The organism is Streptomyces sp. NPDC088350, assembly GCF_044753545.1.
Classification (GTDB): Bacteria; Actinomycetota; Actinomycetes; order Streptomycetales; family Streptomycetaceae; genus Streptomyces.
Genome location: NZ_JBIVNL010000006.1, coordinates 664925 through 688301 on the forward strand (window position 1 = coordinate 664925; position 23377 = coordinate 688301).

The following is a 23377-nucleotide window of genomic DNA, read 5'->3' on the forward strand; positions in this document are numbered from 1 at the left end:
TCTCTACGGGGCCTTCGTGCCCGCGTGGGCCTGCGTGATCATGTCGGTGGCGACCTCCAGGACGGCCCTGCGCTTGTCCTCGGGGTCGCCTTCGAGGTCCTGTACGGCGAACATGCCGGCGTGCAGCGTGAAGATCGCGCTGAGCGAGCGGACCTGGTCGACCAGGTCCGACTCGGGGTCGATCATGATCTCCCGCAGGCCGCGCATGCGCTCCTTGAAGCGCTCGCCGATGCGCAGGTCCCGTACCGTCGCCTGGTTCTCCTGCATGAAGCGGAACAGCGGGGTCGCTCCGTCGAGCGCGACGGCGTAGCGCCGTACGATCTCCTGCTTGGTCTCCAGGGTGTGCGGCTGCTCGCGGCCCCACTCGATGAGGTCCTCGATCGGCTTCGTCAGGTCCTCGAAGATGCTGACGAGGATCTCTTCCTTGGTCTTGAAGTGGTAGTAGAGCGCCGCCTTCGTGACGTCCAGGTGCTCGGCGATCTCGCGCAGCGAGGTCTTCTCGTAGCCCTGCCCGGCGAAGAGTTCGAGCGCGACGTCCTGGATGCGCTGGCGGGTGTCTCCGCGACGTTGCCGCTTGGTGCCGTCCATGGTGCCGCCCATCCGTTTCATGCTCCAGCAAACTTACTTGACGCCCGGCTAGTTACGGGTCTACTTTCCCTGAGTGTAGTCAACTAGCCGGGCGGCAAGTAAGTGGCCGGACGGTAGCGGTATCCAGCGGTATCTAGGGGAGTGGGAACGATGGCGGACACACAGACGGTCGACACCGGGCCGGAGGAGACCGAGAAACAGCCCAGGAGTGTGCGGGTCGTTCTGCTCGCCCTGATGATCACCATGATGCTCGCGATGCTCGACAACATGATCGTGGGTACGGCGATGCCGACGATCGTCGGTGAGCTGGGCGGGCTGGAGCATCTGTCGTGGGTCGTGACCGCGTACACGCTCGCGACCGCCAGCTCCACCCCGCTCTGGGGCAAGCTCGGTGACATGTACGGGCGCAAGGGCGCCTTCATGACCTCGATCGTGATCTTCCTCGCCGGTTCCGCGCTGAGCGGCATGGCGCAGAACATGGGGCAGCTGATCGGCTTCCGGGCCATCCAGGGTCTCGGCGCCGGCGGTCTGATGGTCGGTGTCATGGCGATCATCGGCGACCTCATCCCGCCGCGTGAGCGGGGCAAGTACCAGGGCATGATGGCCGGCGTCATGGCGCTCGCGATGATCGGCGGACCGCTGGTCGGCGGCACCATCACCGACAACTGGGGCTGGCGCTGGTCCTTCTACATCAACCTGCCGCTCGGTGTGATCGCGCTGGCCGCGATCAGTGTCGTACTGCACCTCCCGAAGAAGCGGTCGGAGGCGCGGATCGACTACCTGGGTGCCGGACTGCTGACCGTCGGCATCACCTCCATCGTGCTCGTCACCACGTGGGGCGGCTCGCAGTACGCCTGGACCTCCGTGCGGATCATGGAGCTGATCGGGCTCGGTGTGGCCGCGCTGGTCGGGTTCGTGTTCTGGCAGACCAAGGCCGTCGAGCCGGTCGTACCGCTGCACATCTTCCGCAGCCGCAACTTCAGCCTGATGGCGGTCATCGGCTTCGTCACCGGGTTCGTCATGTTCGGCGCGACGCTGTTCCTGCCGCTGTACCAGCAGTCCGTGCAGGGTGCGTCCGCGACCAACTCGGGGCTGTTGCTGCTGCCGATGCTCGGCGCGATGCTCGTGACCTCGATGGTCGCGGGGCGGGTGACCACCAACACCGGTAGGTACAAGGTGTTTCCGGTCGTCGGCAGCGTTCTGATGGTTGTCGGGCTGTATCTGCTGTCGACCATGGACACCGGGACCTCGCGCTTCATGTCCGGTGTGTTCATGGCTGTTGTCGGGCTCGGCATGGGCTGTCTGATGCAGATCACCATGCTGGTCGCGCAGAACAGCGTCGAGATGAAGGACATGGGCGTCGCGTCGTCCACGAGTACGTTGTCCCGCACGCTCGGGTCCTCGTTCGGTGTCGCCATCATGGGGGCGCTGTTCAACCACCGGGTCCAGGACGTCATGGCTCAGCGGGCCGGGGCGCTGGGTTCCAAGGTGACCGAGGGGTCCGCGCAGTTGGACGCGAAGAGCTTGGCGAAGTTGCCGGCGGTGGCTCGTGAGGCGTATCAGCACGCGGTGTCGGCGGGGGTGCACTCCGCGTTCCTGCTGGGGGCGGTGATCGCTGTGGTCGCGTTGGTGGCGGCGGTGTTCGTCAAGGAGGTTCCGCTGAAGGGGGCGGGGGCGGGGGCGGCTGCGCCTAAGCCTGGTGAGGGTTCGGGCGCGGACTCGGGCTCGGGCTCGGATGCGGTGGCGCCGGTGTCGGTTGTCGAGGCCGTCTGATCTGCTTGCGGTGAGCTGAAGGTCCCCCGGTTGGTGTCCGCCACGGGGGGCCTTCTTTGTGTGTTCGGCTGCGGGTCCGTTGCTGGGGGCTCCGCCCCCAGGCCCCCGATCGGCCCTGAAGGGGCCTCGTCCTCAAACGCCGGACGGGCTGAAATTAGTGGGCCGGGGTGGGGAAGTGCCGGGCGGGTTGACATGAGCGGGTGGTGTCGAGAAGTCCCGGATGGGATGAAATGAGCTGGCCGGTATCGAGAAGTGCCGGAGTGGGTGGCTTGGTTGGGCCGGTGTCGGCAAGTGGCGCGGCGGGCTGATTGCCGGAGCCGGTTTCGACAAGTGCTGGAGAGGCCGGGGGTGGTCGCACCGGTGTCCCCAAGTCCGGGAGCGCCAGGCCGGCCGGACTCCTACCCCCTGCCCCCAACCCCCGCAGCCGCCCGAGCGATCGGCCGGTGCTGGTGTCATCGGCCCGGTGTCGATGTCAGTGGGCCGTGTCACCATCGGGCGTATGGACAAAATGCGGCAGTTGCGGCTTGGCAAAGACGCCATGGACCGGGACTGGGCCGAGCCGGAGCTCGATCTGGTTGCGGTGGCCGCGCATGCCGGTTATTCGCGGTACCACTTCATTCGGGCGTTCAAGGAGGCGTACGGGGAGACGCCCGGCCAGTACCTCACGCATCGCCGTATCGAGCGGGCCGAGGAGATGCTGCGTAGTGCCGATCTCTCGGTGACGGAGATCTGCCATCTGGTCGGTTTCAGCAGTCTCGGTACCTTCTCGGCGCGCTTCAAGGAGCGGACCGGGCTGACGCCGAGTGAGTACCGGGCCAAGCATGTGGGACGTGGGGCCGCGCTCATTCCCGGGTGCTACGCGATGCTCTGGGCCGGCGGTTTCCCCGCCGCAACTTTGAAGAAGCGTCGCGAGGCCCGGCCTGCCTACGGTGAGGAGCAGGAAGCCATCACCACCTCGTCCGACAGGAGTGCGGAGCCATGATCCAGGGGCTGGGCATCACCACCGTGTGGACCTTCGACCAACAGCGCAGCAAGGCCTTCTTCACCGAGAAACTGGACTTCGAGGTCCGCGACGACATCGCGATGGGTGACATGAAGTGGGTCACCGTGGGCGCCAAGAACCAGCCGGGCGTCGCGCTCACGCTGATGAGCCTGGACGGTCCGGGGCTCGACCCCGAGTCCGCCGAGGCGTTGAAGAAGCTGGTCAGCAAGGGGGTGCTGGGTGCCGGGGCGTTCAGTACGGACGACTGCCGCGGTGACTACGCCACCTTCAAGGCGCGCGGCGTCGAGTTCCTCCAGGAGCCGAAGGAGCGGCCGTACGGCATCGAGGCGATCTTCCGTGACGACAGCGGCAATTGGTACTCGCTGACCGAGCGCAGCGAGGAACTCGACTTCTCCAAGGACTTCGGATGAGTCATCGGACGGGTCATCGGATGAGCCAGGAGTTGGAAGGGGAGACCGAGACCGTGACGGAGAGCGAGACCGAGCCGGATCACACGGCGGTGCGGGTCGCCCTGTGGCGGGCCCTGCATGTCCAGGCGGATCCGCCGCCGCATGTCATCGAGGACGAGGTCGGGCTGCGGCTCGTGGACCCGGGGGACGGCTGGCGGGAGCGTCCCGACATGGACGTCGACGCCACCCGCCGTATCCGCGCGTCGATCGTCGCGCGGGCCCGCTTCGTCGAGGACGTGGTGGTGGAGCAGGCCGGGAGAGGGGTGGGGCAATACGTCATCCTTGGCGCCGGACTCGACACCTTCGCTCAGCGGCGGCCCGAACTGGGCGCGGAACTCCGGGTGTTCGAGGTCGAGCAGCCCGGCACACAGGCCTGGAAGCGGCGGCGGCTGACCGAGCTGGGGTACGCGCTGCCGGACTGGCTGCGGTTCGTTCCGGTGGACTTCGAGGGGGACTGGTGGGGGCAGCTGGCCGCCGCCGGGTTCGACGCGGAGCGGCCCGCCGTGGTGGCCGCCACCGGCGTCACCATGTATCTCACCCTGGACGCGATCACCAGCATGTTCCGCCTGGTCGCCGGGCTCGCTCCGGGCTCCACCCTGGTGACCACGTTCCTGCGGCCCGTGGACGACGTGGAGCCTGAGCAGCGCGCCCAGTTGGAGGTCGCCGTGCGCGGCGCTCGTGCCGCGGGCACACCGTTCCTGAGCTTCTTCACCCCGGAGCAGGTGCTGGAGCTGGGGCGTGAGTGCGGGTTCCGGGAGGTGCGGCATGTGTCGGCCGCGGATCTCGCGGGGCGCTACTTCGCGGGGTGGGGAGAGGGGACGGGGCCGTCCCGGGGGGAGGAGGTCATGGTGGCCAGTACGTGAGGTCCGACTCCGACTCCGACTCCGACCCCCACCCGGACCCGGACCCGGACCCTGACCCCGGCTCGCTCCCGCGCGGGCGGCCCTGCGGGAGCACCGGCAAGTCCTACGGCAGCACCGGATAGTCCTGCCGCACCATCGGAAAGTCCTACGGCAGCAGCGGATAGCTGCCCGTGCTCGTCGGCGCGTGTTCCGGCAGCCACAGCACGGCGACCGCGCCCTCCGACGGGATGTGGTCCGGCGCGCCCGCGGGCCGTACGTTGCGGAAGGTCAGGCGGGCGCCGAGGACGCGGGCCTGGCCGGCCGCGATGGTCAGGCCGAGGCCGTGGCCGTGGCCCGCGCGGTCCTTGCTGCCGGTGCGGAAGCGGCTCGGGCCCTCCGCGAGGAGTTCCTCGGGGAAGCCGGGGCCGTGGTCGCGGACCCGGATGACCCGGCCCTCGACGGAGACCTCGATCGGCGGCTTGCCGTGCCGCGCCGCGTTGGCCAGCAGGTTGAACAGCACGCGCTCCAGGCGGCGCGGGTCCGTGGTGACCACCGACTCGTGCACGACGTGCACCACCGCGTCCGGGTCCTTCGCCATCACCCGGCGGCTCACGAACTCGCCGAGCATGAGGTCCTGCAACTCGGCCCGCTCGGACGCCCCGTCGAGCCGGGCGACCTCCAGGACGTCCTCGACCAGCGTGCGCATCGCCTTCGCGCGGTCCAGGACCAGCTCCGTGGGGCGGCCCGGTGGGAGGAGTTCGGCCGCGGTCAGCAGGCCCGTCACCGGGGTGCGCAGTTCGTGCGCGATGTCCGCGGTGACCCGGCGTTCGGCTTCGAGCCGCTGTTGCAGCGCGTCCGTCATCGCGTCCACGGCGCGCGCGAGGTCGTCGGTCTCGTCCCGTACGACCCCGCCGATCGCGTCCCGCACCCGTACGTCCGTCTCGCCCTTGGCGACCTGGTTGGCCGCGGCGGCGGCCTTGCGCAGCCGGCGCGAGAGCTGGCCGCCGATCAGGACGCCGAGCGCGCTGCCGCCGAGCACGGCCGCGATCGAGCCGATCACCAGGGCCTGGTCGAGGTCCTTGAGGATGTCCGTGCTGCGGTCGGTGAACCCGGTGTGCAGGGACATCACATGGCCGTCCTTCAGCGGTACGGCCGCCCAGATGTCCGGTACGCCGTGCGGCCGGTCGGTGACGTAGGTGGCCCGGCGGCCCTCCGCGACCTTCTCGCGCAGCGCCGGCGGCAGCCTCGGGTCGTCGATCTTGATGCTGGGGAAGTTCGGCCGCCCGGACAGCTCGTAGTTGCGCTGGGCGATCTGGACGCGCTCGTCCGCGAGGTCGCGCGCGTTGTCCAGCATCGAGACCCGGGCCGCGTTGTGCACGACCAGGCTGAGCGCGATCGCGACCAGCGTGCCGACCAGCGCGATGGCCGCGCTGAGCTTCCATCTCAGGCCCGTACGGATGCCCGCCCTGTCCATGAACGACGGGACCCTGCGCTGTGATTTCCCCCGCATACCCCTGCTCAGGCCTTCAACTTGTAGCCGAAGCCGCGGACCGTCTCGATCCGGTCCTGGCCGATCTTCGTCCGCAGCCGCTGCACATGGACGTCCACGACCCGGGTGTCACCGCCCCAGCCGTAGTCCCACACCCGCTCCAGCAGCTTGTCACGGGACAGCACCGTGCCCGGCGCCGAGGAGAACTCCAGGAGCAGCCGCATCTCGGTCGGCGTCAGCGCCACCGGCTGCCCCGCCTTGAGCACCTCCATGCCCTCGGTGTCGATCTCCAGATCGCCGAAGGTGAGCACCCCGCCGTCGACCGGGGCCGCCTCCGCGTCCGCCGTACGGTCGTTGCCGCTCGCGTGGCCGAAGCGGCGCAGCACCGCGCGGATGCGGGCGACCAGGACGGCGCCGTCGAAGGGCTTGGTGACGTAGTCGTCGGCGCCGGCCTCCAGGCCCAGCACCACGTCGATCGAGTCCGCGCGCGCCGACAGCATGATCACCGGAACGGTCGAGTCGTCGCGGATACGGCGGCACAGGCTGACGCCGTCCAGGCCGGGGACCATGACGTCGAGGAGCGCGATGTCGGGGCGGTTCGCCCGGAACGCCTCCAGGCCCGACAGCCCGTCGGGCATCGCCGTGACCGCGAAGCCGTCCCGCTCCAGGGCGAGTTGGGTGGCCTCGCGGATGACGTCGTCGTCCTCGACGAACAGGACGTGGGTCTGGTCTGCCATCCCGGTGCTCTCAGTCCTCGTGTGGGTCGTTCTCAAGCATGGGACGCCCGAAGCGGCGTCCGCGTTCACTGAAGGATCGGATCGGGCGGTCCGATCGGTTCTGTCCTCGCCCGATCGAATCGAGTTCTGGTCGGTTCCGGCCAGTCCGTTCCGGTCAGTCGGTTCCGGTCAGTTTCCGCTCGGGGCGGGTGAGGCGTCGCCCCCGACCGCGTTGCTGTACTCGTTGTGGGTGCTGTACTCCTGCACGAAACGGTCCGCGGTCCAGCGGTACGTGATCACGTTCTCACCGGAGGGACTCGACACCGGGTCGCCCTTCTCGTACACCTGCTTGGTGACGACCAGATCGCCGCGGTCTATCTCCGCGTAGACCGGGGGTTCCTCGGCCTTGAACACATTCTCGTACGTCCCGGCCGTCGCGCGATACACGTACGAGCCGATGCCGACCGCGTCGCCGCAGGTCATCACGTTCACGACGACGTCGTTGACCGTGCCGCCGGTCAGTACGCCGTACGACACGTCGACCGCGTACTCGTCGGCGACACACGGCTTCAGCTCGTGCTTGACCGCCGAGGAGACCTTCGGGTCGTCCATGACGAGCTTGACCGCGTCCACATGGTCGTCGACGGTCTTGGAGGGCGAGGGGGTCGGTGCCTCGGCGACGCCCGCCACCGAGTCGGAGTGCGCCGGGCCCTCGTCACGGGCGCCGGTGCCGCCGGTGCCGCAGCCGGACACCAAAAGGGCGAGGGCGGCGAGCACGGCCATCGCCGTGAACGCCGCCTCCAGGCTCCCGCGCACCCTGTTGGGCCCGGGGACGTCGATCAGCCCGGGTCCAGGGGTGTCGTCGCTCAGGCCGCGCAACGCTCCCGCTCCTCACGCTCCAGCGCGCGTGCGTCCAGGTCGCGGGCCTCCAGCTCCTCCCGGAGCCGGGCGAGCGCCCGGTGCAGCGTGCTCTTGACCGTACCGGCCGACATGCCCAGGGCCGCGGCCGTCTCTTCTGTGGACATCTGCTCCCAGTGTCGCAGGACGACAACACTGCGCTGTTTCGGTGCGAGAACTTTCATGATGTCCATAAGAAGCGCCCTGTCCGCGTGCTGTTCGGTCGCGTCGTCGACGCTCGCGTCCGGCAGCTGCTCGGTGGGGACCTCTTCGAGCTTGCGGGCCCGCCACCACTCGGTCCGCGTGTTGATCATGACGCGGCGCAGATACGCGTCCGCGAGGCGCTTGTCCTCGATGGTCTCCCAGCGGCCGTACGTCCGTACGAGCGCGGTCTGGAGCAGGTCCTGGGCGTCGACCGGGTCCGGCACCAGCCGGCGGGCGCTCCGCAGCAGCGCGTCCTGTCGGGTACGGACGTACTCCTCGAATTCGAGCACCTCGCCCTGCGCCATGATCAACCGCCTCCATCCCCGTTTCCGACCCGCCTGCTGCCGGTTGTTCTCTGTTGTGTCCCGCCGGTCTGCGGCACAGGAATGAAGCTACGGAGGGGTTGTCACGGCACTGTGCGGACCAGCCTGCGGAGAGCACTCGGCTGTCCGTCGGTTGTGTAACGGAAGTAGGTTCGGGGTAAGGGGGCGGGGTTGTTGGGGTGGGTTTGGGGCGTTTTGGGCTGTGCGGGAGTGTTGTGGGAGTGGGGAGTTGGCTGTGGGGCGGGCCGCTGTCTGTGAAGTGACCGTGTGTCAGGTGCGGGGGGCGGGGGCGGTGGGGAGTCGGTACAGGCCGTTCGGGAGGGGCTCTACGAGGCCGTCCGCCACGAGGCCGTCCAGGGCCCTCGCCCGCTGTACCGGCTCGTGCCAGACGCGGTCGAGTACGGACTGGGGGACGGGGGTGTCCGCTGTTGCTTCGCGGAGTACGGCGAGGAGTTTGCCGCGGACCTGGCGGTCCGTGCCGGCGTAGGTCTGGGCGCGGCGGGCCGGGCCCTCGTGGTCCGGCTTGCCCGCCAGGTTCCACGCGCACTGGGCGCTGATCGGGCAGCGGTGGCAGGTTTCGTTCTTCGCCGTGCAGACGAGTGCGCCCAGTTCCATGGAGGCCGCTGCCCAGCGGGCGGCGGTCTGCTCGTCCTGGGGGAGGAGAGCGCGGGCCAGTTTGCGTTCGGCGGCGGTGGTGGCGTTCGGGGGGTACTGGACGCCGGTGACCGCGCGCGCGAACACGCGGCGGACGTTGGTGTCCAGTACGGCGTGGCGCTGGCCGTAGGCGAAGGACGCGACGGCGGCGGCCGTGTACTCGCCGATGCCGGGCAGGGCGAGGAGTTGGGCGTGGTCGGTGGGGACGTCGCCGCCGTGCCGTTCCGTTATGGCGGTGGCGGCGCCGTGCAGGCGGAGGGCGCGGCGGGGGTAGCCGAGGCGGCCCCAGGCGCGGACCGCATCGCCGGGGGCGTCCTCGGCGAGGTCGGCGGGGCGGGGCCAGCGGGCGAGCCACTGTTCGTATACAGGGAGGACTCGGTTCACCGGGGTCTGCTGGAGCATGAACTCGCTGACCATCACGCCCCAGGGGCCGGCCTCGGGGTGGCGCCAGGGGAGGTCGCGGGCGTTGTCCTCGAACCAGTCGATGACGGGGGTGTGGAGGTGGGCTCCGGCTGGTGCGGTTCCGTCCGGCGTGCTGGTGGCGGACGTGCTGTGCGGGGGTTTCGTGGGCGCAGTCATGGGCCTCCGATCCTGCCATGTGCGGGCGGGTCGGCGGGTGCGGGTGCGTGGGTGGTGCGCCCTCGGTTCGGTGGTGGGTCGGGGCCGCGCCGGGGGGTGTCCGTCCTCGGAACGGCGCGGAATCGGTCTCCTGCCAACGTGCTCGTGTTGACGCGCCAACCGCTGCGGGCGGACTCCCCCCGACACGGCCCCTTGCCGCCGTACGCGGTCGACTGTCCGCTGGGGTGCCCGCCGCACAACTCCCTTACCGGGATGATGATCCGGAAAAGTTGGGGCTGGGGCGGCGGGTGGGGCGAGGTAACTCGCCGATCTCTCGTACAGTTTGCGCCGTGGGATCTCTGCGCAATCCGGTCGGGCCGCTTCCCTCCTCCATCTATTGGCGACGGAGGGTCCTCATGGTGTCCGTGGTCGCCCTGCTGGCGCTGCTGATCACCTGGATCGTCACGTCGGGTGGCGGGGGCGGCAAGAACGGTGCGGACGGGGCGAAGAACGGTAAGACGCCCGCTCCCACGATCACTGCCGGGCCGTCGGGTTCGGGTCCCGCCATCAGTCAACACCCCGGCGGCCGTGATGAGTCGAGCGGAGCGGGTGGCTCAAGTGGCGGGGGCTCCGGGTCTGGTTCCGGTGGGTCCAGTGCCGGGTCCGGTGACGGTGGCAGTGGCGGGGTCGGTGGGTCCAGTGGTGGGGCAAACGGTGGTGGTGGCGGGAGTAGTACGGGGACTACGGTGCCGGCCGATTCCGCCCTTCCCAACTGCACCGCCAGTGCTGTGCAGTTGAGTCTCCGGAGTCTTCACAACTCGTATTCGCCGGATCAGACGCCTACTTTTGTGCTGACCGCCAAGAACTCCTCCAGTAGTGACTGCAAGGTTGATCTCGGGCCCAAGAGCGCGGTGTTGACGATCACTGAGGCGGGGGGTACGTCCGACTACTGGTCGTCGGCCGACTGTCCGAAGAGTGCCGGGAGTGTGTACTACCGGGTCTCCGCGGGGAGCAGCGTTGCCTACACGTTGAAGTGGGATCGCAAGCCGAGTGCGCCCGAGTGCGCTACTCCGGCGGCTGGTTCGGCCGGGGCCGGGACGTATCTGGTGGAGGCTCAGGCTTCCGGGTTCGCCAAGGCGCAGATCTCGTTCGTTCTCGCGAGTGACTGATTTACGCCGGGTGCTAGACGTAGCGCTCCAGGATTGACGACTCCGCCAGGCGGGACAGGCCCTCTCGTACGCTTCGTGCCCTTGCTTCGCCTACGCCGTCGACTGTTTGCAGGTCGTCGACGCTTGCCGCCAGGAGCTTTTGCAGGCCGCCGAAGTGTTCCACCAGGCGGTCGATGATCGCGCCGGGGAGGCGCGGGACCTTGGCCAGGAGGCGGAAGCCCCGGGGGGAGACCGCCGAGTCGAGGGCCTCGGGGGAGCCGGTGTAGCCCAAGGCGCGTGCCACGGTGGGGAGTTCGAGGAGTTCCGCGTGGGAGAGGGCGTCGAGTTCGGCCAGGGCCTCGTCCACCGTGCGGGAGCGTTTGGCCGTGGGTTCGGGGACGTAGTCGCGCACGACGAGTTCGCGTTCCGGTTCCACGCCCGCGATCAACTCCTCCAGTTGGAGGGCGAGTAGGCGGCCGTCCGTGCCCAGTTCCAGTACGTATTCCGCGATCTCTGTGGCGATCAGGCGGACCATTTCCAGGCGTTGGACCACTGCCGAGACGTCTCGGACCGTTACCAGGTCTTCGATTTCGAGGGCTGACAACGTTCCCGCCACCTCGTCCAGGCGGAGCTTGTAGCGCTCCAGCGTGGCCAGGGCCTGGTTCGCTCGGGACAGGATCGCCGCCGAGTCCTCCAGGACGCGGCGCTGGCCGTCCACGTAGAGGGCGATCAGGCGCATGGACTGGGATACCGAGACGACCGGGAAGTCGACCTGCTTGCTGACCCGGTCGGCGGTGCGGTGCCGGGTGCCTGTCTCCTCGGTGGGGATGTTGGGGTCGGGTACCAGTTGGACGCCCGCGCGGAGGATCTTCGAGAGGTCGGAGGACACCACGATGCCGCCGTCCAGCTTGCAGAGTTCCCGTAGGCGCGTGGCTGTGAACTCCACGTCCAGGATGAAACCGCCTGTGCACATTGCTTCGACTGTTTTGTCGGAGCCGAGCACGATGAGTCCGCCCGTGTTGCCGCGGAGGATCCGCTCCAGGCCGTCGCGCAGGGCCGTGCCGGGTGCCACGGCGCTCAGGGAGGCGCGCATCAGGCCATCGGCACCGGAGCTCCCGCCGGACTTTCCGGGAGCTGACGCCCGGTCGTTGGCTGCCACTGCACTCCTCGGGTCGCAGGTTCTTCTGGTGCTCCCGTTTCACACACTCTGTACGTATGGACGGGCGAGACCAGGGCAAAGTCTACCGGCGGTCCTCGTCGTCCCGTGGGGCCTCTCGCTTACGGGAGCGCGGAAGGACCCGGAGAGCGTCTCCTATGTCGGCCACTTCGAGGACCTTCATGCCGGCCGGGATCTTGCCCGGGTCGCCCGGAACGAGGGCGTGCGTGAAGCCCAGACGGTGTGCTTCGGAGAGCCTGCGCTGGACGCCCGTGACCCGTCTGACCTCGCCCGCGAGGCCCACTTCGCCGATCGCGACCAGGTTCTTGGGGAGGGGGGTGTCGCTCGCCGCGGAGGCCAGGGCGAGGGCGATGGCCAGATCCGCCGCCGGTTCGGACAGTTTTACCCCGCCGACTGTTGCCGAGTAGATGTCCCGCTTGCCGAGGGCGCTGATCCTGCCTCGTTGCTCCAGGACCGCGAGCATCATCGAGACCCGGGACGTCTCCAGGCCCGAGGTCGTGCGGCGCGGGGAGGGGATCTGGGAGTCGACCGTGAGGGCCTGGACCTCGGCCACCAGGGGGCGGCGGCCTTCCAGGGTGACCGTCAGGCAGGTGCCGGGGACCGGCTCCGCGCGGCGGGTCAGGAACAGGCCGCTCGGGTCGGCCAGGCCCGTGATGCCCTCGTCGTGCAGCTCGAAGCAGCCGACCTCGTCGGTCGTGCCGTAGCGGTTCTTGACGCCCCGTACGAGGCGCAGGCGTGCGTGCCGGTCGCCTTCGAAGGAGAGCACTACGTCGACCAGGTGTTCCAGGAGGCGGGGGCCGGCGATAGCGCCGTCCTTGGTGACGTGGCCTACGAGGAGGGTGGACATGCCTCGCTCCTTGGAGGCGCGGATCAGCGCGCCGGCCACCTCGCGGACCTGGGCCATGCCGCCGGGTGCGCCGTCGATCTCCGGGGAGGCCACCGTCTGCACGGAGTCCAGGATCAGGAGGGAGGGCTTCACCGCGTCCAAGTGGCCGAGGATCGTGGCCAGATCGGTCTCGGCGGCGAGGTAGAGGTTGTCGTCGATCGCTTTGATGCGGTCGGCGCGCAGGCGGACCTGGCTCGCTGATTCCTCGCCCGTCACGTAGAGCGTGCGGTGCTCTTCGCTCGCCGACTTGGCCGCCACGTCGAGGAGCAGGGTCGACTTGCCCACGCCCGGTTCGCCCGCGACGAGGACCACCGCTCCGGGGACCAGGCCGCCGCCGAGGACCCGGTCCAGCTCGGGCACGCCGGTCGAGCGGGCGGTGGCCTGACGGCCGTCGACCTGCCCGATGGGGACCGCCGAGGTGGTGACGCGGCCGGGGGCCGTCGTGCGGACGGCGGGCGCGCCGTACTCCTCGACCGTCCCCCACGCCTGGCACTCGGAGCAGCGGCCGAGCCACTTGGCCGTCTGCCAGCCGCACTCGGTGCAGCGGTAGGACGGACGGTCCTTGGTGGTCTTCGCACGGGCAGCCATGCGTGAACCGTAACCGGCGGGACTGACAAGGCGGTCGGCGGCGGACGGTCGTGGTTCGGTATTCGGCCACCGTCCGTCGGGAACGAGCCAGCGAATCGAGGGTTCCCGTCCCCTATTGAGGGATCGTTTCACCCGTACGGATTAAAAGTGCTCAAGGGGGCGGAAGGGGGCATCGCCCGCCGCCTACGGTCGCACGGGTGATGAGCAGCAGTCCGGAGACCTCGACCCGCACCACCGGCGCACACCGGGCGCATCGGGAGGCGCGCGACCGCGCTGCGGCGCGCACGCTGGCGCAGCGCCCGCCCGCGCGCTACGAGCCGTATCTGGACGGCCTGTTCACGTACTGCCTGTCCGTGCTGTGCGACCACGACACCGCGACCGCCGCCCTCGGGGACGTGCTGGCGCTGGCCGAACGCCGGGGCGCGCGGGCGCCGGAGACGGCGGGGGACCGTCGCGCCTGGCTCTACGCGCTGGCCCGCTGGGCGTGTCTGCGCAAGCTGGCCGAGGCCAAGCAGAAACGTCAGGGCACCCACGCGGTGGGCCGTACCGGGGACGAGGAACAGGCTCCGGCCGTCTCCGAGGAGGTGCGTGAGCAGCGGCGGCGTGAACTCGCCCTGCTCGCCTGGCCGGAGGCCGCCGGGACCACCCCGGAACAGCGCGAGGCGCTCGAACTCGCCGTGCGCCACCGGCTCGCCGCCCACGAGGTCGCCGCCGTCCTCGGCATGGACCTCGCCCTCACCCGGGAGCTGCTGGCCTCCGCCGCCTGCGAGGTGGAACGCACGCGTGCCGCCCTCGCCGTAGTGGAGACCGGGAGCTGCCCGAGCGTCGCCCGGCTCACCGGCGACCATCAGCTCGTGCTCAGCAGCGCCCTGCGCCGCGAACTGGTCCGGCACGTCGACGACTGCCCGCGCTGCCGTCGTACCGCCGAGCGCGCGGTGCCCGGCAGCTGGCCCGGCGCGAGTGTCACACCCGCCGAACTGCCCGTCCTGGAGGCGCCCCGCGCGGCCCTGCACGTGGCGATGGCGCACCTCCCGCGCGCGCGTGGCGCCTCGGCACCCCGCTTCGACCGGCGCGGTTTCCCGATGGACCCCAAGGACCGCGCGGCCCGAAGAGACCGGCTTCGCGCGCGTGCCGTCACGACGACCGTCGTCGCCACCGTCGTCGCGGCCCCCGTCCTGGCCCTGTGGGCCGCCTACCGGGGCACACCGACCGGCGAGGGCGTCGACGGCCGGGCCGCCACCACGAGCGAGGCACACGACCCCGGCGGCCTGGAGGGCGAGGTCGCGAGCGGTGGCTACGAGAACACCGGCGACAGCGCCACCAGCCCCGGCGGCCGAACCGGCGAGAACGGCAAAAACGATGTCTCCGTAGAGGTCGTCAGCGTCACCGGCGCCGGACAGAAGGGCGCCGGACACCTCGCCGTCTCGGCCGCCAACAGCGGCGACACCACGCTCATCACCCTCACCGCGTCCGGCACGGCCCCGGTCCCCTGGTCCGCGGCCACCGGGGCACCCTGGCTCTACCTCAGCCAGTCCTCGGGAACCCTGGCACCCGGGGAGTCGTTGACGATCAAGGTGTACGTCGACCACCTGCGCGAGCCCTCCGGCCACTGGACCGCGCGCGTGGCCGTCTCACCCGCCGGCGCCATCGTCTCCATCGAGGGCTACGGCACCGCGCCCGCCCCGACCGAGTCCGGCAACCCCTCGCACCCCTCGGATCCCGACCCCGGCGGCCCGCCCTCGTCCGGCCCGGACCCGACGCCCACGAGCACGGCCCCGGGCGACCCGACGCCGAGCGACCCGCCGTCCTCGTCCGCCGACCCGACTCCGACGCCGACGGGCTCGTCCTCCGCCGACCCGGGCGGCTCGGCGCCGCCGCCCGAGGACAGCGGTGACCCGGGCTCGCCGTAACCCGTCAGGCAACCGGGTCCGCCGGATGCGGTGCCAGCAGCGGGAGGTGCGAGGCCAGGCGCTCCTCGCACAGCTCGACCAGCCGGTCGTAGCCCGCCTTGCCCATCAGCTCGGTCAGCTCCGGGCGGTAGGACACGTACACCGGGTCGCCCGCGCCGTGCGCCGAGGTCGCCGACGTGCACCACCAGTGCAGGTCGTGGCCGCCCGGACCCCAGCCCCTGCGGTCGTACTCGCCGATCGACACCTGGAGCACGCGCGTGTCGTCCGGCCGGTCGATCCACTCGTACGTGCGCCGCACCGGCAGCTGCCAGCAGACGTCCGGCTTGGTCTCCAGGGGCTCGCGGCCCTCCTTGACGGCCAGGATGTGCAGCGAGCAGCCCGCGCCGCCCGCGAAACCGGGGCGGTTCTGGAAGATGCACGAGCCCTTGTAGGGGCGGGTCTGGCGGTCGCCGTCCTCGTCCTCCGAGGTCCAGCCGTTCGCCACGCCCTCGTCGTGGTGCTGCCAGATGTCCGGGGTGAGCCTCGCCACATGCCCGGCGACCCGTTTCTCGTCGTCCTCGTCGGAGAAGTGCGCGCCCAGGGTGCAGCACCCGTCGTCCGCGCGGCCCGCCTGGATGCCCTGGCAGCCGCTTCCGAAGATGCAGTTCCAGCGAGAGGTCAGCCATGTCAGATCGCAGCGGAAGAGCTGTTCCTCGTCCGCCGGGTCCGGGAACTCCACCCACGCGCGCGCGAAGTCGAGCCCCTTCTCGTCGGCTTTCAGCGCCTTCTTCGACATCGTCGACGTCTTCGGGGGCCTGGCCGACGTCACCGGCGAAGAATCGCCGGGTGATTTGGCCGCCTTGTCGTTCTTCGCCTTTTTCGTCTTTGGCACGCGTCCAGGGTAAGTCGCCCGGGGCGGCCCCAGAAACCGCTCCGGGGACGGAGATCGGTGCAGGTGGCAGTAGCGTTCCGTATATGAGACTCGGTGTCCTCGACGTGGGATCGAACACGGTGCATCTGCTGGTGGTGGACGCACACCCGGGCGCACGCCCCCTGCCCGCGCACTCGCACAAGGTGGAACTCCGCCTTGCCCAACTCCTCGACGACGACGGGGCGATCGGCCCCGAGGGGGTCGACAAACTCGTCGGCGTCGTCCAGGAGGCGCTCCAGGCCGCCGAGGACAAGGGTGTCGAGGAACTCCTCCCGTTCGCCACCTCCGCCGTCCGCGAGGCCAGCAACGCGGACGACGTCCTCGCGCGCGTGCAGACCGAGACCGGCGTCGAACTCCAGGTCCTCACCGGCGCCGAGGAGGCCCGGCTCACCTTCCTCGCCGTCCGCCGCTGGTTCGGCTGGTCAGCGGGCAAGCTCCTCGTCCTCGACATCGGCGGCGGCTCCCTGGAGATCGCCTACGGCATCGACGAGGAACCCGACGCGGCGGTGTCGCTGCCGCTCGGCGCCGGCCGCCTCACCGCCGGCTGGCTCCCCGGGGACCCGCCGGAACCGGACGCGATAAGGGCCCTGCGCCGCCATGTGCGCGCCCAGATCGCCCGTACGGTGGGGGAGTTCAGCCGTTTCGGCGCCCCCGACCACGTCGTCGCCACGTCGAAGACCTTCAAGCAGCTCGCCCGCCTCGCCGGCGCCGCCCGCTCCGCCGACGGCCTCTACGTCCAGCGCGAACTGAAGCGCGAGTCCCTGGAGGCCTGGGTCCCCCGCCTGGGCGGCATGACCACCGCCCAGCGCGCCGTCCTCCCCGGCGTCTCCGAGGGCCGCGCCGAACAACTCCTGGCCGGCGCGATGGTCGCCGAGGGCGCGATGGATCTGTTCGGCGTGGAGACGCTGGAGGTCTGCCCGTGGGCGCTGCGCGAGGGCGTGATCCTGCGGCGGTTGGACCAGATGCCGTCGGCGTTGGCGTAGGGCGCCGTTGCCGTTGCGGGGGAGGTCATGGCCACCGCCCAAGAGCTCGGGGGGTTCTGTGGCGGGGCGGCTGCGGGTGCGTTGTGGCTGGTCGCGCCCACGCGGCGGAGCCGCATATCGATACAGCCCGGCGCCCCTGGAACCGGGCCTGCGTTTCGAAGGGGCGCGGGGAACTGCGCGAGCAATCACAACGCACCCGCAGTCGCCCGGCAACAGACCCCCCCAAGGGGCGCGAGGAACTGCGCGACCAGCCACGCCCCACCCGCAGCCGCCCCGCACACGCGAACCCCCGAGCTCCTGGGCGCGCACTCACACCCCCACTCCGTGCCCCCCGCCCTACCAGCGCCGTACTGAACGCCCGCCCCGCACCAGACGTATCGAACCCGCATGAAGTATCGCCACAACGCGGCCCCCCGCCGGAGATGGCCGGTTGCAGTGCCCCGCACAGGGCGTGCACAGCAACCGGCTCCCGTACGCAAAGCACCGCCCCGTAGTGTGTCCTCCGTGGCAGAACCAGTCGTGCGCATCCCGGATGCGAAGGTCGCGCTGTCCACGGCGTCCGTGTATCCGGAGTCGACGGCGACGGCCTTCGAGATCGCCGCGCGCCTCGGTTACGACGGCGTCGAGGTCATGGTGTGGACCGACCCGGTCAGCCAGGACATCGAGGCGCTGCGCAGACTCAGCGACTACCACCAGGTGCCGATCCTCGCCGTGCACGCGCCGTGCCTGCTCATCACGCAGCGGGTGTGGTCGACCGACCCGTGGATCAAGCTCCAGCGCGCCCAGGCCGCCGCAGAGAAGCTCGGCGCGAGCACGGTCGTGGTGCATCCGCCGTTCCGCTGGCAGCGCCAGTACGCGCGTGACTTCGTCAGCGGGATCTGGCGGATGGCGAACGAGACGGATGTGCGGTTCGCCGTAGAGAACATGTACCCGTGGCGCTACCGCGACCGCGAGATGCTCGCCTACGCCCCCGACTGGGACGTGACGAACGAGGACTACCGGCACTTCACGATCGACCTCAGCCACACCGCGACCGCCCGCACCGACGCGACCGAGATGATCGACCGCATGGGCGACCGTCTCGGCCATGTCCACCTCGCCGACGGCAACGGCTCCAACAAGGACGAGCACCTCGTCCCCGGCCGCGGCACCCAGCCCTGCGCCGAACTGCTGGAAAGGCTCGCGACGACCGGCTTCGACGGCCATGTCGTCATCGAGGTCAACACCCGGCGCGCGATGTCCAGCGCCGAACGCGAGGCCGATCTCGCGGAGGCGCTCGCCTTCACCCGCCTGCATCTGGCCTCGGCCGTGAAGGTGCCCCGGCGGTGACCGACGCCACCGCCAAGCGCCGGGGCCGACCCCCTCGTACGGAATCCGCCGACACCCGCGACCGCATCCTGAGCGCGGCCCGGGAGGAGTTCTCCGAGCGGGGCTACGAGAAGACGTCCGTGCGCGGTATCGCGAAAGCCGCCGGGGTCGACCCGGCGCTCGTGCACCACTACTTCGGTACCAAGGAGCAGGTCTTCGAGTCGGCCATCGAGGTCGCCTTCGCCCCCGCGCTGACCGCCCGGGACGCGGTCACCGAAGGGCCGCTGGACGGCGTCGGCGAGCGGCTGACCCGCTTCTTCTTCGGCATCTGGGAGAACCCCGCCAGTCGTACGCCGCTGCTGGCGATCGTCCGTTCCGCCCTCAACAACGAGACGGCCGCCGCCGTCTTCCGCCGGCTGGTCGCCTCCCAGGTGCTGCGCCGGGTCGCCGCCGAGCTGGACCTCCCGGACGCGGAACTGCGCGCCGAGCTGGCGGCGGCGCAGCTGGTCGGTACGGCGATGCTGCGGTACGTGATCAAGGTCGAGCCGCTGGCCTCGGCGGACGCGGAGCAGATCATCAGGAGGATCGCGCCGGTGGTGCAGGGGCATCTGACGGGGCCGTAGCCCCCGATCGCCGATGAGATGTGTGTCCCGTCATGCGGACGCCGTGTCCGACCCCTGGATGACCGGCGTACGCTCAATACCAGCCCTATCTGTCTGAAGGAGCGAGCGACGATGCCCGAGCTGAGGTCCCGCACAGTCACCCACGGTCGCAACATGGCGGGCGCACGCGCCCTTATGCGCGCCTCCGGTGTACCGGGTGCGGACATCGGCCGGAAGCCGATCATCGCGGTGGCGAACAGCTTCACGGAGTTCGTGCCGGGCCACACCCACCTCCAGCCGGTCGGCCGGATCGTCAGCGAGGCGATCACCGCGGCCGGCGGCATCCCGCGCGAGTTCAACACGATCGCGGTGGACGACGGCATCGCGATGGGCCACGGCGGCATGCTGTACAGCCTGCCCTCGCGCGACCTGATCGCGGACTCGGTCGAGTACATGGTCGAGGCGCACTGCGCCGACGCCCTGATCTGCATCTCCAACTGCGACAAGATCACGCCCGGCATGCTCATGGCGGCGCTCCGCCTGAACATCCCGACGGTCTTCGTCTCCGGCGGTCCGATGGAGTCCGGCCGGGCCACGCTGGTCGACGGCACGGTCCGTACGCTCGACCTGGTCGACGCGATCTCCGACGCCGTGAACGACAAGATCTCGGACGAGGACATCCTCCGTATCGAGGAGAACGCCTGTCCGACCTGCGGCTCCTGTTCCGGCATGTTCACGGCCAACTCGATGAACTGCCTGACCGAGGCGATCGGCCTGTCCCTCCCGGGCAACGGCTCGGTCCTCGCCACGCACACGGCCCGCAAGGGCCTGTACCAGGACGCGGCCCGCACGGTGATGGACATCACCCGCCGCTACTACGAGCAGGACGACGAGACGGTCCTGCCCCGCAACGTCGCCACCTTCGCGGCCTTCGAGAACGCCATGGCCCTCGACATCGCGATGGGCGGCTCCACCAACACGATCCTGCACCTGCTGGCGGCGGCGGAGGAGGCGGGCGTCACGTTCGGCCTCGACGAGATCAACGCCGTCTCGCGCCGCGTGCCGTGCCTCGCGAAGGTCGCCCCGAACGTCGCGAAGAGCCGCACGTACTACATGGAGGACGTGCACCGCGCCGGCGGCATCCCGGCCCTGCTGGGCGAACTGCACCGCGCCGGCCTGCTCAACGAGGACGTCCACTCCGTCCACAGCCCGTCCCTCGCGGACTGGCTGAAGACGTGGGACGTGCGCGGCGGCTCCCCCTCCCCGGAGGCCGTGGAACTGTGGCACGCGGCCCCCGGCTGCGTCCGCTCCGCCGAGGCCTTCTCCCAGTCCGAGCGCTGGGAGGCGCTGGACGAGGACGCGGCCGAGGGCTGCATCCGCTCCGCCGAGCACGCCTACTCCAAGGACGGCGGCCTGGCCGTCCTCAAGGGCAACCTGGCCGTCGACGGCTGTGTCGTGAAGACGGCCGGCGTCGACGAGTCGATCTGGACGTTCGAGGGCCCGGCGGTCGTCTGCGAGTCGCAGGAAGAGGCCGTCGAGAAGATCCTCAACAAGCAGGTGACGCACGGCGACGTCGTCGTCATCCGCTACGAGGGCCCCAAGGGCGGCCCCGGTATGCAGGAGATGCTCTACCCGACGTCCTTCCTCAAGGGCCGCGGCCTCGGCAAGACCTGCGCGCTGATCACCGACGGCCGCTTCTCCGGCGGCACTTCGGGCCTGTCCATCGGCCACGCGTCCCCCGAGGCGGCGTCCGGCGGCACCATCGCCCTCGTCGAGAACGGCGACCGCATCCGCATCGACATCCCGAACCGCACGATCGAACTCCTCGTCGACGACGCCGAGTTGGCCCGCCGCGACGCCGCGCTCGGCGGGCGGTACGCCCCGAAGAACCGCGAGCGCAAGGTCTCGGCGGCCCTGCGCGCGTACGCCGCGATGGCCACCAGCGCGGACCGGGGCGCCGTGCGGGACGTCAGCAAGCTGGGCTGAGGCCCGGCGCGTTGCTTCGTGGGGCCGCCTTCGTTTCGACGGGGGCGGCCCCTTTTGCTGCCTCGCTATGGCTACCAGCCCCTGGATGTACGGGAGTTGGCCTCGCTACTGCTACCAGGCCCCGGGGGTACGGGAGTTGACGGCGAAGACCGTGCCGTCGGGGGCGGCGGCGTAGACGCGGTTGTCGGCTACGACGGGTTCGGGGAGCGTGGCGACAACCTGGCCGGAGTTCGTGCCGAGCCGAGCGGCCGTCTGCCCGACGAGCCGCCCGTTGTCGGCGTTGACCGCCAAGAGGCGCCCGTCAGGGGCGGTGACGTACACGTGCTTGTCGTCGGTGACCGGCACCGAACCGCGGCTCACGGACGTCTCCAGATGCCACAACCGCTTGTGGGTGTCCGTGTCGATCGCCTCCAGTGAACCGCCGGTCGCCAGTACGTACATGACGTTTCCGCGCATGGTGGCCACGGGGTCCTGACGCGGTACGGGCAGCTCCACCCGGCTCGTCGCCCTTGTGCCGGGGACGTAGCGGACGACGGCCTTGGTGTCACCGGAACTCCAGTCGGCGGAGAGGAAGAACACGGATCCGCCTTGGACGCCGACGGGCCTCAGCACCCCCTGCAGCCGTGCTTCCCACCGAACGTCGCCGGTATCCGGATCGACAGCGATGACCTTGGTGCTCGACCCGTCGTCGGACGATCTCGTCGCGTACGCCAGTGGGTTCCCGGCGAACGAGACGAAGGCCGTGACACCAGGAATCCGGCGGCTCCACTTCGTCTCGCCCGACGCGCCGTCGACGCCCGTGACCGTGCCGTCCGCACGGCTGAGCAGGGCCATACCGCCGACGTAGCGCACGGAGTCGTAACCCGGCGTGTTCCGCTGCCAGATCCGCGCGCCCGACGACGGATCGAGCGCCTCCAGGCGCCGGCTCCCGCCGACGTACGGGTGCACTGGCCCACCGGCGACGACGGGTGCGCCATCGGGTCTCTCCTTGGCGACCGAATGCCGCCACAGCAGAGTGCCGTCGGCCGGTGCGAGAGCGTAGACGACTCCGGGTTGCGCGCACAGCAACTCACCTGCGCCGTAGGCGCATTGGGGCACACCCCCGGCCTTGGCCGCGGGCTTCGTCGCCCAGGCCTTGAGCCCGGCCGGTGAGGTCCGTGTGCCGGTGCTCCTCGCCGGGGCGTCGGCCCCTCTGGTCGGCGAGGTGTCAGCGCCTCCGGCCAGCTGAACCGAGGCGAGGACGCCGCACACGACCAGCCCGGCAGCCGCGGCCGCCAGCATCACCGTCCGACGCCGCCGGGGTGTGCGCGCGGGCTCCTCCACCGGGTCCGACTCGGGAGCCGGTGCACCGCCTGTCCGCTGCTCAGGTATGAACGCCTGAGTGTCGTACGAGGCCGCCACGGATCGCAGCTCCCGCATCAACTCGTCAGGCGTGGGCCGGTCTTCGGGTTCCTTGGCGAGACAACGAATGACGAGCGGCGCCAGATTGTCCGGCACCCCGGCCAAGTCCGGTTCGTCGTGCACGACTTGGTAGGCCACGACGTACGGGCTGTCCGAGTCGAACGGCCCTCGCCCGGTCGCCGCGTGCACCATCACGGACCCGAGCGCGAAGATGTCCGCGGCGGGCCCGACCTCCCTGGGCCGCCGGAACTGCTCCGGTGCCATGAAGGGCGGCGTCCCGATCAACTTCCCCGTCTCGGTGCGCAGTTCGCTGTCCTTTGGCCGAGAAATACCGAAGTCGATGACCTTCGGACCGTCCTCGGCGAGCAGCACGTTGCTGGGTTTCAGATCCCGGTGCACGACGCCCACCCGATGGATGTCGCGCAGCGCCTCGGCCAGTCCCGCCATCAGTCGGCGCAACTCGCCGGGCGTCATGGGCCCGTTCCGCTTCACGTGCTCGGACAGGGTCGATCCGGGAATGAACAGCGTCGCCATCCAAGGCCGTGGGGCCTCGGGATCGGCGTCGACCACCGGCGCGGTGAAGGCCCCGCTCACCCGCCGCGCGGCAGCCACCTCCTGCCGGAACCGCCCTCTGAACTCGGGATCCTGTGCGAACTGAGCGTGGACCACCTTCACGGCGACCTTCATCCCGGAGGTGCTCTGCGCCAGATGCACCACCCCCATGCCGCCGGAGCCAAGGCATGACTCCAGGCGGTAGTGACCGGCGTACTCGGGAAGTTCCGCTTCCGCGCCCGCTCCGGTGTCGTGCTGTGGCGCCATGGGACCACCCCCGTGCTGATCGTTCGCGCGCGCGACGCACGGAGCCTAGTCGATGACCCGTACGGGACAGAGACGGCTTGCTGGCTTCCGAGTGCGAGGTGCGCACATATGTTTCATGGCGTGTTTCAGGGGAATCATCGGGGCCCCATGGCAGTCATGGGGT

General features: G+C 70.2%; 21 protein-coding genes. 11 read left to right on the forward strand and 10 right to left on the reverse strand.

The features are described 5' to 3' along the window. Positions 1-3: 3 nt before the first annotated feature. The gene (locus ACIQBL_RS24440; RefSeq protein WP_401945004.1) at positions 4-600 is read right to left on the reverse strand and encodes a TetR/AcrR family transcriptional regulator; all 597 of its coding nucleotides are present in this window, start codon (positions 598-600) and stop codon (positions 4-6) included. 138 nt (positions 601-738) lie between these two features. Here ACIQBL_RS24440 and ACIQBL_RS24445 point away from each other — a divergent pair, with 138 nt between their 5' ends. The 5 genes from ACIQBL_RS24445 to ACIQBL_RS24465 all read left to right on the forward strand — a co-directional run bounded on the left by ACIQBL_RS24445 (position 739) and on the right by ACIQBL_RS24465 (position 4798). After that, positions 739-2361: an MDR family MFS transporter gene (locus ACIQBL_RS24445; RefSeq protein WP_401945006.1), complete on the forward strand. Its 1623-nt coding sequence runs from the start codon at positions 739-741 to the stop codon at positions 2359-2361. Between the two features lie 508 nt (positions 2362-2869). Further along, entirely contained in the window at positions 2870-3343 is a 474-nt protein-coding gene (locus ACIQBL_RS24450; RefSeq protein WP_401945077.1) for a helix-turn-helix transcriptional regulator, read from the forward strand. Continuing rightward, the gene (locus tag ACIQBL_RS24455) at positions 3340-3774 is read left to right on the forward strand and encodes a VOC family protein (RefSeq protein WP_401945007.1); all 435 of its coding nucleotides are present in this window, start codon (positions 3340-3342) and stop codon (positions 3772-3774) included. The genes ACIQBL_RS24450 and ACIQBL_RS24455 overlap by 4 nt, the downstream gene beginning before the upstream one ends. Positions 3775-3827: 53 nt before the next feature. After that, positions 3828-4676: a class I SAM-dependent methyltransferase gene (locus tag ACIQBL_RS24460; protein ID WP_401945078.1), complete on the forward strand. Its 849-nt coding sequence runs from the start codon at positions 3828-3830 to the stop codon at positions 4674-4676. Next, positions 4673-4798, forward strand: a complete 126-nt coding sequence (locus tag ACIQBL_RS24465) for a hypothetical protein (RefSeq protein WP_401945009.1) — start codon at positions 4673-4675, stop codon at positions 4796-4798. Before ACIQBL_RS24460 ends, ACIQBL_RS24465 begins: the two co-directional genes overlap by 4 nt. Before the next feature lie 23 nt (positions 4799-4821). Here the strand turns inward: ACIQBL_RS24465 and cseC are convergent, their stop codons facing one another. The 5 genes from cseC to ACIQBL_RS24490 all read right to left on the reverse strand — a co-directional run bounded on the left by cseC (position 4822) and on the right by ACIQBL_RS24490 (position 9517). After that, positions 4822-6129 (reverse strand): two-component system sensor histidine kinase CseC, encoded by a 1308-nt coding sequence (cseC, locus tag ACIQBL_RS24470; RefSeq protein WP_401945011.1) that lies wholly within the window; start codon positions 6127-6129, stop codon positions 4822-4824. 44 nt (positions 6130-6173) lie between these two features. Then, on the reverse strand, positions 6174-6881 hold the full coding sequence (cseB, locus tag ACIQBL_RS24475; protein WP_401945013.1) for a two-component system response regulator CseB: 708 nt from the start codon (positions 6879-6881) through the stop codon (positions 6174-6176). 168 nt (positions 6882-7049) lie between these two features. Continuing rightward, positions 7050-7739: a hypothetical protein gene (locus ACIQBL_RS24480; RefSeq protein ID WP_401945015.1), complete on the reverse strand. Its 690-nt coding sequence runs from the start codon at positions 7737-7739 to the stop codon at positions 7050-7052. Further along, positions 7727-8266, reverse strand: a complete 540-nt coding sequence (locus ACIQBL_RS24485) for a SigE family RNA polymerase sigma factor (RefSeq protein ID WP_019064956.1) — start codon at positions 8264-8266, stop codon at positions 7727-7729. The genes ACIQBL_RS24480 and ACIQBL_RS24485 overlap by 13 nt, the downstream gene beginning before the upstream one ends. 288 nt (positions 8267-8554) lie before the next feature. Beyond that, positions 8555-9517 (reverse strand): A/G-specific adenine glycosylase, encoded by a 963-nt coding sequence (locus ACIQBL_RS24490; protein WP_401945018.1) that lies wholly within the window; start codon positions 9515-9517, stop codon positions 8555-8557. Positions 9518-9846: 329 nt separating this feature from the next. On the opposite strand from ACIQBL_RS24490, the gene ACIQBL_RS24495 reads away from it, so the two are divergent. Continuing rightward, positions 9847-10665, forward strand: a complete 819-nt coding sequence (locus tag ACIQBL_RS24495; RefSeq protein WP_401945020.1) for a hypothetical protein — start codon at positions 9847-9849, stop codon at positions 10663-10665. Between the two features lie 13 nt (positions 10666-10678). Here ACIQBL_RS24495 and disA read toward each other — a convergent pair whose 3' ends face one another. Beyond that, positions 10679-11803, reverse strand: a complete 1125-nt coding sequence (gene disA, locus ACIQBL_RS24500) for a DNA integrity scanning diadenylate cyclase DisA (protein ID WP_401945022.1) — start codon at positions 11801-11803, stop codon at positions 10679-10681. Positions 11804-11885: 82 nt separating this feature from the next. After that, positions 11886-13295 carry a DNA repair protein RadA gene (gene radA, locus ACIQBL_RS24505; RefSeq protein ID WP_401945024.1) on the reverse strand — a complete coding sequence of 470 codons (1410 nt, stop codon included), beginning with the start codon at positions 13293-13295 and terminating at the stop codon, positions 11886-11888. Positions 13296-13492: 197 nt separating this feature from the next. Here radA and ACIQBL_RS24510 point away from each other — a divergent pair, with 197 nt between their 5' ends. Further along, complete coding sequence (locus tag ACIQBL_RS24510) at positions 13493-15205, forward strand: hypothetical protein (RefSeq protein WP_401945026.1); 1713 nt, start codon at positions 13493-13495, stop codon at positions 15203-15205. A 4-nt stretch (positions 15206-15209) separates the two neighbouring features. Here ACIQBL_RS24510 and ACIQBL_RS24515 read toward each other — a convergent pair whose 3' ends face one another. Further along, positions 15210-16076, reverse strand: a complete 867-nt coding sequence (locus ACIQBL_RS24515) for a hypothetical protein (protein ID WP_401945027.1) — start codon at positions 16074-16076, stop codon at positions 15210-15212. 83 nt (positions 16077-16159) lie between these two features. Here ACIQBL_RS24515 and ACIQBL_RS24520 point away from each other — a divergent pair, with 83 nt between their 5' ends. From ACIQBL_RS24520 to ilvD, 4 genes are all read left to right on the forward strand, one after another. Continuing rightward, the gene (locus ACIQBL_RS24520) at positions 16160-17098 is read left to right on the forward strand and encodes a Ppx/GppA family phosphatase (protein WP_401945028.1); all 939 of its coding nucleotides are present in this window, start codon (positions 16160-16162) and stop codon (positions 17096-17098) included. 504 nt (positions 17099-17602) lie between these two features. Then, positions 17603-18427: a sugar phosphate isomerase/epimerase family protein gene (locus ACIQBL_RS24525; RefSeq protein WP_401945030.1), complete on the forward strand. Its 825-nt coding sequence runs from the start codon at positions 17603-17605 to the stop codon at positions 18425-18427. Beyond that, positions 18424-19029, forward strand: coding sequence for a TetR family transcriptional regulator (locus ACIQBL_RS24530; protein ID WP_401945032.1), 606 nt, complete (start codon positions 18424-18426; stop codon positions 19027-19029). Before ACIQBL_RS24525 ends, ACIQBL_RS24530 begins: the two co-directional genes overlap by 4 nt. Positions 19030-19140: 111 nt before the next feature. Beyond that, complete coding sequence (ilvD, locus tag ACIQBL_RS24535) at positions 19141-20994, forward strand: dihydroxy-acid dehydratase (protein WP_401945034.1); 1854 nt, start codon at positions 19141-19143, stop codon at positions 20992-20994. 111 nt (positions 20995-21105) lie between these two features. On the opposite strand, the gene ACIQBL_RS24540 is transcribed toward ilvD, so the two are convergent. Then, positions 21106-23214, reverse strand: coding sequence for a PQQ-binding-like beta-propeller repeat protein (locus ACIQBL_RS24540; protein ID WP_401945036.1), 2109 nt, complete (start codon positions 23212-23214; stop codon positions 21106-21108). Between the last annotated feature and the right edge of the window lie 163 nt (positions 23215-23377).

What these genes read in the sequence shown, in the direction of transcription:
- ACIQBL_RS24440 (WP_401945004.1), bottom strand. Translation starts at nt 600, where the DNA reads ATGGGCGGCACCATGGACGGCACCAAGCGGCAACGTCGCGGAGACACC.
- ACIQBL_RS24445 (WP_401945006.1), top strand. Translation starts at nt 739, where the DNA reads ATGGCGGACACACAGACGGTCGACACCGGGCCGGAGGAGACCGAGAAA.
- ACIQBL_RS24450 (WP_401945077.1), top strand. Translation starts at nt 2,870, where the DNA reads ATGCGGCAGTTGCGGCTTGGCAAAGACGCCATGGACCGGGACTGGGCC.
- ACIQBL_RS24455 (WP_401945007.1), top strand. Translation starts at nt 3,340, where the DNA reads ATGATCCAGGGGCTGGGCATCACCACCGTGTGGACCTTCGACCAACAG.
- cseC (WP_401945011.1), bottom strand. Translation starts at nt 6,129, where the DNA reads ATGGACAGGGCGGGCATCCGTACGGGCCTGAGATGGAAGCTCAGCGCG.
- cseB (WP_401945013.1), bottom strand. Translation starts at nt 6,881, where the DNA reads ATGGCAGACCAGACCCACGTCCTGTTCGTCGAGGACGACGACGTCATC.
- ACIQBL_RS24485 (WP_019064956.1), bottom strand. Translation starts at nt 8,266, where the DNA reads ATGGCGCAGGGCGAGGTGCTCGAATTCGAGGAGTACGTCCGTACCCGA.
- ACIQBL_RS24490 (WP_401945018.1), bottom strand. Translation starts at nt 9,517, where the DNA reads ATGACTGCGCCCACGAAACCCCCGCACAGCACGTCCGCCACCAGCACG.
- radA (WP_401945024.1), bottom strand. Translation starts at nt 13,295, where the DNA reads ATGGCTGCCCGTGCGAAGACCACCAAGGACCGTCCGTCCTACCGCTGC.
- ACIQBL_RS24520 (WP_401945028.1), top strand. Translation starts at nt 16,160, where the DNA reads ATGAGACTCGGTGTCCTCGACGTGGGATCGAACACGGTGCATCTGCTG.
- ilvD (WP_401945034.1), top strand. Translation starts at nt 19,141, where the DNA reads ATGCCCGAGCTGAGGTCCCGCACAGTCACCCACGGTCGCAACATGGCG.
- ACIQBL_RS24540 (WP_401945036.1), bottom strand. Translation starts at nt 23,214, where the DNA reads ATGGCGCCACAGCACGACACCGGAGCGGGCGCGGAAGCGGAACTTCCC.